The sequence below is a fragment of the Gardnerella sp. c23Ub_4 genome (assembly GCF_055804115.1).
The window spans coordinates 481,423-494,104 of the sequence record NZ_JANUYO010000001.1; the positions used below are offsets into that span (position 1 = coordinate 481,423).

The 12,682-nt window shown below is 44.1% G+C and carries 7 protein-coding genes; all 7 read left to right on the top strand.

The annotated features are described in order from the left end of the window. Positions 1 to 4: 4 nt before the first annotated feature. The 7 genes from NYP67_RS02010 to NYP67_RS02040 all read left to right on the top strand — a co-directional run bounded on the left by NYP67_RS02010 (position 5) and on the right by NYP67_RS02040 (position 12,610). Positions 5 to 952 (top strand): ABC transporter permease, encoded by a 948-nt coding sequence (locus NYP67_RS02010; RefSeq protein WP_004132192.1) that lies wholly within the window; start codon positions 5 to 7, stop codon positions 950 to 952. A gap of 19 nt (positions 953 to 971) precedes the next feature. Further along, the gene (locus tag NYP67_RS02015) at positions 972 to 2,867 is read left to right on the top strand and encodes an ABC transporter ATP-binding protein (RefSeq protein WP_016795340.1); all 1,896 of its coding nucleotides are present in this window, start codon (positions 972 to 974) and stop codon (positions 2,865 to 2,867) included. Between the two features lie 325 nt (positions 2,868 to 3,192). Next, a complete protein-coding gene (locus tag NYP67_RS02020; RefSeq protein ID WP_415694887.1) occupies positions 3,193 to 4,941 on the top strand; it encodes an ABC transporter family substrate-binding protein in 1,749 nt (582 codons plus the stop codon). 242 nt (positions 4,942 to 5,183) lie between these two features. Next, positions 5,184 to 7,010, top strand: a complete 1,827-nt coding sequence (locus NYP67_RS02025; RefSeq protein WP_415694888.1) for an ABC transporter ATP-binding protein — start codon at positions 5,184 to 5,186, stop codon at positions 7,008 to 7,010. A 1-nt stretch (position 7,011) separates the two neighbouring features. Then, entirely contained in the window at positions 7,012 to 8,808 is a 1,797-nt protein-coding gene (locus tag NYP67_RS02030; protein WP_415694889.1) for an ABC transporter ATP-binding protein, read from the top strand. A 122-nt stretch (positions 8,809 to 8,930) separates the two neighbouring features. Then, positions 8,931 to 9,911 carry a TatD family hydrolase gene (locus NYP67_RS02035; protein ID WP_415694891.1) on the top strand — a complete coding sequence of 327 codons (981 nt, stop codon included), beginning with the start codon at positions 8,931 to 8,933 and terminating at the stop codon, positions 9,909 to 9,911. A 200-nt stretch (positions 9,912 to 10,111) separates the two neighbouring features. Beyond that, entirely contained in the window at positions 10,112 to 12,610 is a 2,499-nt protein-coding gene (locus NYP67_RS02040; protein ID WP_415694892.1) for a KUP/HAK/KT family potassium transporter, read from the top strand. Positions 12,611 to 12,682 lie beyond the last annotated feature (72 nt).

Genomic DNA, 12,682 nt, shown 5'->3' on the forward strand with positions numbered 1-12,682 from the left:
TGATATGAGTAAAAAAGATGTATCTTCAAAGGCTCAAGAGTCTGCTGCTGATAAGAAGGCAACTGCTAATTCTTGGGGTAATTTTAAGCGCACAGGCAAAATAACGCTTTATACGCGCCGCTTCTTTAGGCGTCCATCCGCTGTTGTTGGCTTAGTTTTACTTGTTCTCTTGATTCTTCTTGCTTTGTTTGGCTCTAAGATTAGCAAGTGGGGCTACGACGAGCCTGATTTTACAGCTCTTGCAACTCCTCCTAGCGCCGAACATTGGCTTGGCACAACGCCTGGCGGATCAGACATGTATGCAATGGTTGTTCGCGGACTTGGTCGCTCGCTTTCTATTGGTATTGTAAGCTCCATTTCGATTACGATTATTGCTGCTTTGGTTGGTACTGCTATCTCTTACTTTGAAGGTTGGTTTGAGCAGGTTGGCATGTGGCTTCTAGACATGCTTTTGATTGTTCCATCCTTCTTGCTTATTGCTTTGATTGTTAGCTCTGCTACTGGCGGCAACGATTGGTTGTGGCTTGCATTTGGCATGACTTCCTTTGGCTGGATTGGTTACGCTCGTACGCTTAGAACTTTGACTTTGAGCTTGCGCGAACGCGAATATGTGCGTGCCGCTAAGTTTGAAGGCGTTTCTTCGTTCCGCATTATTGTTCGCCATCTTGTTCCAAATCTTGGTTCCGTTTTGATTATTAACACGGTTCTTGGTGTTATCGGCGCAATCAATGGCGAAACAGCATTGAGCTTCTTGGGTCTTGGTATTAAGGCTCCAGATACTTCTTTGGGTACTCTTCTTAACGTTGGTCAAAGTAGCGTTATGACATCTCCTTGGGTTCTTTTGGTTCCTTCTGCGGTTTTGGTTGTTTTGACTTTCTCCGTTCAGCTTATTGGAGATGGCTTGCGCGATGCGATTGATCCATATTCTAGGTCTGTTGGTAAGGCCGAGTAAGGCTTGTGGAGGTTTAAACATGACTGATATGGGTAATAACGCAAATAAGGAAGACTTTGCAATGGAAAATCAGAACAACGAACCACTTCTTTCTGTACGCAACTTGCAAATTAGCTTTGCTTCGGAAGCTGGTACAGTTCACGCTGTTCGCAATATGAACTTTGATTTGTATCGCGGCAAAACAATTGGTATTGTTGGCGAATCTGGATCTGGTAAGTCTGTTACTTCTTTGGCTGTTATGGGCTTGCTAGATAAGAATGCTTCTGTTAAGGGTTCTGTTGTTTATAAGGGCGAAGAGCTTTTAACAAAGTCTGATGCAGAGATGAGTAAGATTCGCGGTAAGAACATTGCAATGGTGTTCCAGGATCCTCTTTCTGCTTTAACTCCAGTGTTCTCTATTGGAGATCAGCTTAAGGAAGCTTTGGTTATTCATAATCCAAATATGACCGAAGATCAGATTCGTGATCGCTCTATTGAGCTTCTTAACTTGGTTGGTATTACTAAGCCAGCTGAGCGCTTAAAGGCGTTCCCTCATGAGTTTTCTGGTGGCATGCGTCAGCGCGTTATGATTGCAATGGCAATCGCGAATAACCCAGATATTATTATTGCTGATGAGCCTACTACCGCTTTGGATGTTACGATTCAGGCTCAGGTTTTGGATGTTTTGAAGAAGGCTCAGAAAGAAACTGGCGCCGCAATGATCTTCATTACTCACGATTTGGGCGTTATTGCTGGCGTTGCAGACGAAGTTATTGTTATGTATGCGGGTCATTTGGTTGAGCATAATAGCGTTGAGGAGATTTTTGCTCACCCAACTCAGCCATACACAATCGGCTTGCTTGGCGCTGTTCCGCGCGTTGATCAAAAGCGTACTCGCCGCTTAACTCCAATCTCTAAGCCAACAATGGATATGTTGATTGCAGAAGAAAAGAGTGGAGATACCAGCGATATGATGGGCCTTGAGGCAGAAAGCGAAACTGTTCGCGCGATGCTTCATGCAGAAACCGAAAAAACGATTAAGCCAATGTTTGAAGGCATTCCTCGCGAGGATCGCAAGGTTGTTTTGGATGTTAAGGGCTTAGTTAAAACATTCCCAATTACAGGTGGCGGTTTCTTGCGACGCAAGGTTGGCGAAGTTCGCGCTGTTGATGGCATTGACCTTGAGATTCGCGAAGGCGAAACTGTGGCTCTTGTTGGCGAATCTGGTTCTGGTAAGTCAACTACTTTGATGGAAATCATGAGCTTAAAGAAGCCAGAAGCTGGCTCTATTACCGTCTTCGGCACCGAGCTTAACGATAAGTTGACTAAAGAGCAGCGTCGCGAGCTTCGTTCTAAGATTCAATACGTGTTCCAGGATCCTATGAGCTCTCTTGATCCTCGTATGCTTGTTTACGATATTTTGGCAGAGCCTCTTCATGTTCAAAAGAAGTCGAAGGAAGAGATTCGTCAGCGTATTGCGGAGCTTATGCAGCTTGTTGAGCTGAATCCAGATCAGGTTGATCGCTTCCCAACGCAGTTCTCTGGTGGTCAGCGTCAGCGTATTGCTATTGCTCGCGCTTTGGCTGTAAACCCTAAGCTTCTTCTTCTTGATGAGCCTGTTTCGGCTTTGGATGTTTCTATTCAGGCTGGAATTATCAACTTGCTTGAAGATTTGCAAGATAAGCTGGGCGTTGCCTACTTGTTTGTGGCTCACAACATGGCGGTTGTTCGTCATATTTCTAGCCGAATTGCTGTTATGTACCACGGACGCATTGTTGAATCTGGCGAAACGGATGAGGTATTCGATAATCCTAAGCATCCGTACACTAAGGCTTTGATTAGCGCTGTGCCAATTCCAGATCCTGTTATTGAGAAGAATCGCAAGCGTATTATTCTCAACGAAGAAGATTCGTTTGATGACGTTGCAAGCGTCTGATTCTAATCTTTTGTGAATACGCCTAAACTTTTGTTTAGGGCAATTTTGATCGCGTGTGTTATGCAAGACACACGCGATTTTTTGTTACAAGCACATAAATTCTAAAAAAAGTAATATATTTTGTTTTTTAATCAAAATAAACTAAAAAATTTTCTGTTTTGTGGTTTTCTGCATTTAATTTTCTTTTTTCTGGATTAAATCTTAAGTAACAAAAGCTTAAATTCAGCATTTGTTAAAAAAGTCGTAACACAAAATGTCAAAAGATTAGATATACTCTACACACATACCAGAAAGTGGACATCATTTCTGGGGAATGAGAGGAATCATGAAAAAAACTAATGCAGGTAAATTAACTGTATTCGCCGCAGCTGCACTTTCTGTTGCAATGCTGCTCGGCGCTTGTGGTGGTACAACCGCCACTACGGCAGATAAAGCTAAGGGCGGAATGACCGAAGAGCCAGCCGCAGGTGTGGATACTTCCTACACTGGCGCTCTTCCAATGCCTAAGGTTGACAAGCGTTACGACAATCCACAGCCTCGTGACAATGTTAAGGATGGCGGTACTTACACGTTCTCGCTTTCCGACATGGGTCCAAACTGGAACTACGCTTCTAACGACGGTAACACCGCTTATATGGCCACTTTGTGGGGCTTCTACCAGCCATCGCTTCCTTATTACGATACCGTTAAGGGCGAGAAGGTTAAGTACAACCCTGATTACATTACTTCTGTTAAGAAGGTTAGCGACAAGCCACTCGTAGTTCAGTACGATTTGAATCCAAAGGCTAAGTGGAACGACGGCACAGACATTGATTACACTGCTTTTAAGGCCACTTGGGAAGTTATGAATGGCAAGAACGAAGCCTACTCCGTTCCATCTCACGAGGGCTACGACTGCATTGAGTCCGTTGAGCAGGGCGCAAATCCTAAGCAAGTAATCGTTAAGTACAATAAGCCATGCGCAACTTGGGAATTGCTTTTCGCTCCATTGGTTCATCCAAAGGCAACCGATCCAACCGTGTTCAACCAGGGTTGGGTAGGTAATCCTCACAACGAGTGGGGCGCAGGTCCATTCGAGATTCAGTCCGCAACCGAAGATCAGGTTGTTTTCGTGCGCAATCCAAAGTGGTGGGGCAAGAAGGCAAAGCTTGACAAGGTTGTTGTAAAGCGTATGGAAGATACCGCTGCAATGAACGCCTTCCAGAACGGCGAAATCGATTCCGTGGATTCCATCTCCACCAAGGATAAGGTTAAGGCTGCTCGTAGCGTTAAGGGCGCTCAGCTCCGTTACGGCTACAGCACCAAGATTCGTGTTATTAACTTAAACGCAAAGGCTGGCGCATTCAAAGACAAGGCCGTGCGTAAGGCCGTTGTCCAGGCATTCGACGTTGCCACCTACAACAAGATTCAGTTCCAGGGTATGAACTGGAAGAGCGAGCAGCCAGGTTCGGAGCTTCTCTCCATGTTCCAGGCTGGCTACAAGAACAACCTCCCAGCTGATGGTAAGTTCAACGTAGAAAACGCTAAGAAGACTCTTGAGGCCGCTGGCTACAAGATGGGCAAAGACGGTTACTACGCTAAGAATGGTAAGACCGTTCAGTTCACATTTACCTTCTTCGGCGATGACTCCACTCAGGCAGCTCTTGCTAACGCATTCCAGGCCATGATGAAGAAGGCTGGAATGAAGTGCAAGACTGTAAACAAGCCTGCATCTAAGTTCTCTAAGACTGTTGCTTCCTTCGACTTCCAGGTTCTTCCAATGGCTTGGGTTTCCCAATCTCCATTGAGCTTCTTGGCATCCGCTTCCCAGGTATACGATTCTAAGAGCGATTCCAACTTTACTGGCACTGGCAGCAAGAAGATTGATGCCGTTCTAGCCAAGATTGGCAAGACCTACGATTACAAGGAACAGACTGCATTGGCCAACAAGGGTGAGTCCATGGCTTTCGCCGAGTATGGTACACTCCCAGTTTCTGCTCCTCCAACCTATCAGGCATACAAGAAGGGCTTCGCTAACGGCGGTCCTGCTGGATATGCTAACGTTTTTGTTGAAAACATTGGTTGGCAGAAGTGAGTAAATTTGTAGCGATAACTCGCGCAAGTTTACTAAGCTGATTGCTTAACTTATAGCATGTGGCGTGTGGTCTTTGGGCTGCACGCCACATGCTTTTGCGCGTAGTCGCGTGCGTGTAATCCGCAGCAAATAATCGCGCAAAAATAGTCGCGCAAAAATAAACTCAGAAAAATAGTATAAACTTAATAAAACTTAATAAAAAAAATAAATCGCAAAGTCAAAAATAAGGGAGAATCTAGCGCATGTATGTAAATCCAAGTAAACGCAAAGACGCGAGCAATGTGCGCTGGGTTTTACAATATTGTAAGCCAGATATGTGGAGAGTAGGCGTATCGCTAGTTCTTTTTACTATCAACGACACAATGGCAATGACAATGCCTCTGCTTTCTGGCTTTATTGTAGACAAAGTCATTATTGGAAAACAGCATGACTTGCTTCTTAACGTATGCGTGCTAATGGTTGCAATGATGATTGTTCGCGTAGGTTCAAGATATATTTACCAGCTTCAAATGGAAAGATTCGGCCAAAACGCCGTGTATCGCCTTGTAAGCGACGAATACGAGAAGCTACATTCACTTGACTTTACGTACTTTAATCACACGCGCACAGGCGACATTATGAGCCGCATGACTTCGGATACGGATGCGATTCGCCACATTTTAAGCTGGGTATCTTATATGGCGCTGGATTGCGTAGTGATGTTTGTGTTTGCGCTAATTATAATGTTTTCAATCCAATGGCAGCTAGCTCTAGCGCTTATGGCGATTACGCCATTTTTGTTCTGGCTTGCAAAGCTTATGGGCAAGAATGCTAGGCCAAAGTTCCTTGCGATTCGAGAATCGTTTGCACGCATGAACTCAATGGTAGAAGAAAACATTGAAGGCAATCGCGTTGTAAAAGCTTTTGTTCGCGAGCCTTTTGAAACCCAGAAATTCGATAAATGCAATGAAGACTACTTTAATCGCAATATTACGCTTGCAAAAAACACGCAAAAATACATGCCATGGCTTGACGGCATGGGCTTTGCGTTGGAGCTTGTAACAGTAGGATTTGGCGGATGGCTTGTGCTTAATGGAAGCATGACTTTGGGCGCGTTTGTAACGTTTAACAGTTTTCTTTGGATGCTCCACATGCCAGTAAGAATGGTTGGGTGGCTTATTAACGATTGGCAGCGATTCAATGCAGGATGCGTGAATATTCGTAAGCTTCTTACGCAAGAATCGCATATTGATTTGCCAAGCGCTGCCAAGAAAAACGTTAAAGTTAAGGGTCGCGTAACTTTTGAACACGTTGATTTTGCATTCCCAGATGATCTTGATTCCCCAGTTTTAAGCGATATTGATTTAGATGTTCCAGCAGGCACAAAGCTTGGAATCTTAGGCGAAACGGGATCTGGAAAGTCAACTCTTGTAAGTCTTATAGCGCGTTTTTATGATCCTACGCGCGGCCGCGTTTTGATTGATGGAAAAGACGTGCGCGAATGGCCTCTAGAAACTGTTAGGAATCAAGTTAGCATAGTCGCGCAAGAAACATTCCTGTTTTCCGATACGATTGCAGGAAATATTAGCTTTGGATTGCCTCAAAACGAGGAAAATTGCAAAGAATTAGATAACACGATTAGGCGTATGGCAAGAATCGCAGATGCAGACGATTTTATTATGAGCATGCCAGAAGGCTACGAAACTGTTGTAGGCGAGCGAGGAGTCGGCCTTTCGGGCGGTCAAAAGCAGCGTTTAAGTCTTGCTCGCGCGCTAGCAAACAATCCTGCAATCTTGATTATGGACGATACAACTTCTGCAGTAGACATGGAAACTGAGGAGCATATTCAAAAAGAGCTAAAAAGGTTAGACGGCTTGCGCACAGTAATCACAATTGCGCATAGAATCTCGTCTGTTAAAGATGCAGACATGATTGTTGTGCTAGATCACGGCAAAATCGTAGAGCGCGGAACACATGAGCAGCTTGTTGCGTCGCATGGAAGATATTGGGAAATCTACAAAAAGCAGCTTGGTATGCAAACGGGCAAAGCTTTGGGATTTGAAGATTCACACGAGGCTAAGGGGGAGTAGAATGGCGCAGCGCAACACTTATAGAGAAGACGAAAGCCAAGAAGAGCACGTAAATTTGCACGAGCTTATGCGCGTTCGCAAATACATAAAGCCGTACGCATGGCAATTAGTCAAAATAGTTTTAGTTGTTATTAGCGGAAGCTGTATTATGACAGCAACGCCAATGATTACAAAAACACTTATAGACGTAGTTTTGCCTAATAAAAACGTTTCTTATTTGTACGTGCTTATTGCATTGTTTGGCGTGCTTATTGTGCTGTATGAGCTTGGGTTAGCCTACAGAACGCTTGCAATTACGCGACTCGGCCAAATGATAATTAAAGATATGCGGCGCGATATTTTTACGCATGTGCAATCGTTGTCGTTTGACTACTTTGATTCGCGTCCGCACGGCAAGATTTTGATTCGCATAGTAAACTACATAAACACGCTTTCCGACACGCTTTCTTCTGGTTTAATCAACGTGTTTTCCGATGTTTTTGTGCTAATCATTACGCTAATCGCAATGTTTGCTATAGATTGGCGAATGGCGTTGTGGAGTCTTGTATTATTCCCAGTTTTTATAATCTGGACTCGCACTTTGCAAATTTTGCAACGAAAAGCGTCTAAAAAACTATCAAATAAGCAAAGCAATCTTAACGCATATTTGCACGAATCAATCGCAGGCGTAAAAACAACTCAGACTTTTGCGCGCGAATCGGAGCAATACGCTACATTCCAGGAGCAGCAGTCGGGAGTTAGAAAAGCCTGGATGCAAAATGTTAGAGTGCAAATGCTGCTTTGGCCTGGAGCTTCGATTATTGAAAGCGCAGCAATTTCGCTGCTCTACTACGTTGGCATAACAAACGCGAGCAGTATGAACATAAGCACGGGTACGCTTATAGCATTTGTGTGGTATTCAAGCACTTTCTGGGAGCCAGTTGTAAACATTGGTAACTTCTACACGCAACTTATAACATGCTCAGTGTATTTGGAGCGTATTTTTGAGACTCTAAGCATTAAGCCAAATATTGTAGATAAGCCAGATGCAAAAGAATTGCCGAAAATTAAAGGCAAGGTTGACGTAAACGATGTTGTTTTTCGCTACGAAGAGGGCGGAAAGCCGATTTTGAATTTAGTTGACTTACACATTGAGCCTGGAACAACAGTTGCGCTTGTTGGCCCTACTGGAGCAGGTAAAACAACGCTTGTAAGTCTTCTTTCTAGATTCTACGACGTTTCCGAAGGCTCAATCACCATTGACGGCTACGATGTGCGCTCGGTAACGTTAGCATCTTTGCGAAAGCAAATGGGCGTTATGCTTCAAGATAGCTTTATATTTAGCGGAACTGTTAAAGAAAACATTCGCTACGGCAAGCTTGATGCAACGGACGAGGAGATCGAGGCTGCAGCTCGAGTTGTTCACGCGCACGAGTTTATTGAAGAATTGCCAAATGGCTACAATACGGAGATTGAGGAGCGAGGAGCTACTCTTTCTGCAGGCCAAAGGCAGCTTATATCGTTTGCGCGCGTGCTTTTAGCAGACCCGCGAATTTTGATCCTAGACGAAGCAACAAGCAATATTGATACGCGTACAGAAGAGGCGTTGCAAGCGGGATTAGCTCAATTACTTAAGAATCGCACTTCTTTTGTGATTGCACACAGGCTTTCTACAATCGAGAATGCGGATTTGATTTGCGTGATTGACCATGGGCAAATCGTGGAGCGCGGAAGCCATGAGCAACTTATGGCGCAAAAAGGTGCGTATTACAGACTTGTGGAATCGCAATACGCTGCGATTAGTGCGGCGATTGCGTAAGCGCAAAGTGGTGTTTAAGAGGCGAAATAGTCGCGTTTTAAGTCGCGTTTTATGTGTTGTATTAATCCGCGTTTTAAGTCACGTTTTAAGTCACGTTAAATCTGCGACTACACTTGTAAATCATGAGTAAGCATCATCGTGAGCACAATTGGGCGCCTTCTTTAACAGAGCAGTCTGAAATATGGCAGAATCTAATTAAAGAAGGCATAACAATCGCAGACGACCACACGCATATGCTAAGCGTAGTGGATTTTGCAAAAAATCTTAATCAAGAATTAGCGCAAAAAGGTCGAGATTTAATAGCTGAGCCTAATGCAAGCGATTTAGTAAATAGCGCAAAAGCATCAGGCGTTTCTAAAATGATTGAAGTGGGCTGCGAATACCCAGATTGGCAGCCAACAATAGACTTTGCGGCAGCTCATGCAGATTGCGTGCATGCTGCAATAGCGATTCACCCAAACGAAGCGCCTTTACATGGTCATAGGGGAGCAGAAGGGCCAGACGGCTTGCCAGTAGTTTATAAGCCGTACCACGATATTCCATTTGACGAAGCAATGCAACACTTGCGCTCGCTGGTTGTACATAACTCAAAAGAAGTAGTTGCGATTGGCGAAACGGGATTAGACTATTTCCGCACAGGTGAACGCGCAAGAATTTACCAACGCGACTCGTTCCGCGCGCATATAGCGCTTGCAAAAGAGCTTAATTTGCCGCTTCAAATTCACGATAGAGATGCGCATAGCGATGTTGTAGAAATTTTGCTAAAAGACGGAGCGCCAGAGCGAACAGTGTTTCACAGCTATTCTGGCGGAAAAGACTTAGCTCAAGTGCTAAAAGAAAACGGATGGTACGCAAGCTTTTCTGGAACGATTAGCTATAAGGGAAATGAGGATTTGCAAGAGTCTGCGCGAATCATTGGCAAAGACCACATAACTGTTGAAACGGATGCGCCGTACCTTACGCCGATGCCTTACCGCGGGCGGCCTAACGCGCCGTATATGGTGCCTTACACTCTTGAATCGTTAGCAACCGCGCTTGATTGTTCTTTGATGGAGGTAGCAAAGTCAACCTTAAAAACAACGAAAGAAATCTATGGTTTTTAGACGATTTAGTCTTATATTCTTTCTTTGATTAAGCCTTATTTTCCAAGGATTCTACGCTTATTTTGCTTTATATATCTGTTGTTGTATACAATATTTAGGTACAAATAAATAAAACTGTAAGCAGTAAGACCGTATGCGACTTCTTATTATGGCAGATTATTGCAAAGAAGAGGTCTTACTTTTTGGAGGAAAAATCAAGCATGACTAAGTCACGCGTTTCAGCGTTATCTGGCGATAACGCTAAGGATCTTCGCAACGGGGCGAAGGAGTCTGAGAAGGCTGCTAAGGGAGTAACGAACCCTAAAGAGGCGATTCTAAAAGCCGCTTCTTTTACAAAAGCGCCAAAAGTTTCTCAGAAAACCACCACTCGCGAAGAACGAGAGGCGCTGGCGTATCAGCAAGCAAAAGAGGTTAAAGAGGCCGAAAAGCTTGCGGATAGTGCTGTTAGAGGCCCGCTTGGAAGATTGTGGGCAAAGATACAAACCAGCTCCGATAAATTCACTTTGGGCATGTCAATTGTGGCATTGGGCGTTGTTTATGGAGATATTGGAACGTCTCCTTTGTACACTGCTCAAACATTCTTGGCAGGTCAAGGCGGATTGCAAAACATTAGTCGCGAAGCGGTTTATGGCATGCTTTCCCTTGTGTTTTGGTCGATTACGCTAATCACAACAGTAAAATACGTGTTTGTTGCAATGCGAACAGACAACAAGGGCGAAGGCGGAATTTTTGCACTCTACTCGCTTATTAGGCGAAAAGGCGCATGGCTTGCGATTCCAGCAATGATTGGTGGTGCGGCGTTCCTTGCGGATTCTGTTCTAACTCCAGCAGTTTCAATATCTTCTGCAGTAGAAGGCTTGCGCACAATATCTGCGTTTAGGCCTATCTTCTTAGAAAACGACAATCTTTCTTTAATGATCACGGTAATTATTATTGTGATTCTGTTTTCTGTTCAACAGCGCGGAACTGAAAGAATTGGAAAAGTTTTCGGCATAGTCGTTATGATTTGGTTCGGATTCCTAGCGCTTGTTGGAATCATGAATATTGGCGAAAATCTGGCGATTTTTGAGGCTTTGAACCCGATTTACGGCCTAAAGTTCTTGTTTAGTTCGCACAATATGCAAGGAATGGCCTTAATGGGCATTATCTTCCTTTCTACAACTGGTGCAGAAGCGCTGTATTCCGATATGGGTCACGTTGGTCGCGGAAACGTTTATGTTACGTGGCCGTTTATTAAAGTGGCGCTTATTCTAAACTACTTCGGTCAAGGCAGCTGGATGCTTCAGCATCAAAACAATAAAGCATTGTGGTCTATAGAAGGCTTAAACCCGTTCTTCCAGATGCTAAGCCCGAATTTACGTTACGTTGCCGTTGTGCTTTCTGTAACAGCTGGCATTATTGCATCCCAGGCTTTGATTACTGGTGCTTATACTATGGTTTCGGAAGCTACCAGCCTTAACTGGATGCCTCATCTTCAAGTGCGATACCCTGCGCGAACTCGCGGTCAGCTTTATATTCCTGTTGTTAATTTTGTGCTCTGTCTTGCAACTCTTACAGTTTTAGCTGTGTTTAAGGATTCTGAGCATATATCTGGAGCGTACGGTCTTGCGCTTACGCTTACCATGATTGCAACAACAATACTTCTTACGGTTCACATGTGGTATCAAAAGAAGAAGGTTGGCGCTCTGGTATTTGCCACAGTATTCCTGATTATTGAGATTTTGTTCTTTATAGCTTCTATGGCAAAGTTTATGCACGGCGGCTGGTTTACCATGCTTCTTGGCGCTTCGATTTTGATTATTATGCTCACTTGGAAAGATGGCACTAAGATTGAGCGCTCGCAGCGTTTGCACATGAAGCCTAAGGACTTTTTGCCTGTTCTAGATAAGTTGCACAGTGATTTTAGAATCCCTTATTTTGCAGACAATATTGTTTATTTGACTTCCGATAAGGAGATGAAGCGCCTAGATACTGGCATTTTCTTCTCGATTTTTGCGGATCATCCTAAGCGCGCTCGCGCGTGGTGGGCTGTTTCTGTAGAAACGGATGATGCTCCGTTTACTCGCGAATATTGCGTGGAGAATTTTGGAACGGATTATTTGTTCCGCGTTAAAATCAAGCTTGGATTTAAGGTTTCTCCTTCGATTCCTGCATATTTGCATCAAATTATGCACGATTTGTCGCATACGGGCGAGCTTCCGCAGCAGCAGTCTGTGTATCCTAAGGTAGATGCGGATCCAGATATTGGCCCAATTCGTTACGTTCTTTTGCACAAGGCGTTAATGCCGGAGTCGAATATTTCTTTGCGTGGCGCATTGTCGCTAAAAATGAAGTATGCGATTCGCCATATTGCTGGAACGCCAGTTAAGTGGTTTGGCTTAGCTCCGTATAATCCTGTTGTAGAAGTTCAGCCGTTGTTTGTTTCCACTCGTAGACCTCCTCGATTAAAGCGAGAAGAGGTTGCTTCTTCTAGAGCTGTTCAGTCTTTGCAAGGCAACGATGTTGCTGCACAAGCTTCGGTTGATGCCGAGCAAACTGCGATTATGAACGCTAGAGATATTGCTGCAGCGAATGTTTCTGCAGAAGTAAAGTCTGAAAATAAGTCTGGAAGCAAGTCCGAAAATAAGGAGACTAAAATATCTAATACTGGCAAAATCGCTAGAATAGATACTGGTCAGATTAAAGCAGTTAAAAAATAGCTAAAATCCATATTATTGCTTTATTGCTAATCGGCCGTTTGCGTTGGCTTGCGCATGTGCTTATGTTTGCTT

Bases quoted from the DNA above. Each gene is read 5' to 3' on its own strand.
- NYP67_RS02020 (WP_415694887.1), top strand. From the start codon at position 3,193: ATGAAAAAAACTAATGCAGGTAAATTAACTGTATTCGCCGCAGCTGCA.
- NYP67_RS02025 (WP_415694888.1), top strand. From the start codon at position 5,184: ATGTATGTAAATCCAAGTAAACGCAAAGACGCGAGCAATGTGCGCTGG.
- NYP67_RS02040 (WP_415694892.1), top strand. From the start codon at position 10,112: ATGACTAAGTCACGCGTTTCAGCGTTATCTGGCGATAACGCTAAGGAT.
- NYP67_RS02010 (WP_004132192.1), top strand. From the start codon at position 5: ATGAGTAAAAAAGATGTATCTTCAAAGGCTCAAGAGTCTGCTGCTGAT.
- NYP67_RS02015 (WP_016795340.1), top strand. From the start codon at position 972: ATGACTGATATGGGTAATAACGCAAATAAGGAAGACTTTGCAATGGAA.
- NYP67_RS02035 (WP_415694891.1), top strand. From the start codon at position 8,931: ATGAGTAAGCATCATCGTGAGCACAATTGGGCGCCTTCTTTAACAGAG.
- NYP67_RS02030 (WP_415694889.1), top strand. From the start codon at position 7,012: ATGGCGCAGCGCAACACTTATAGAGAAGACGAAAGCCAAGAAGAGCAC.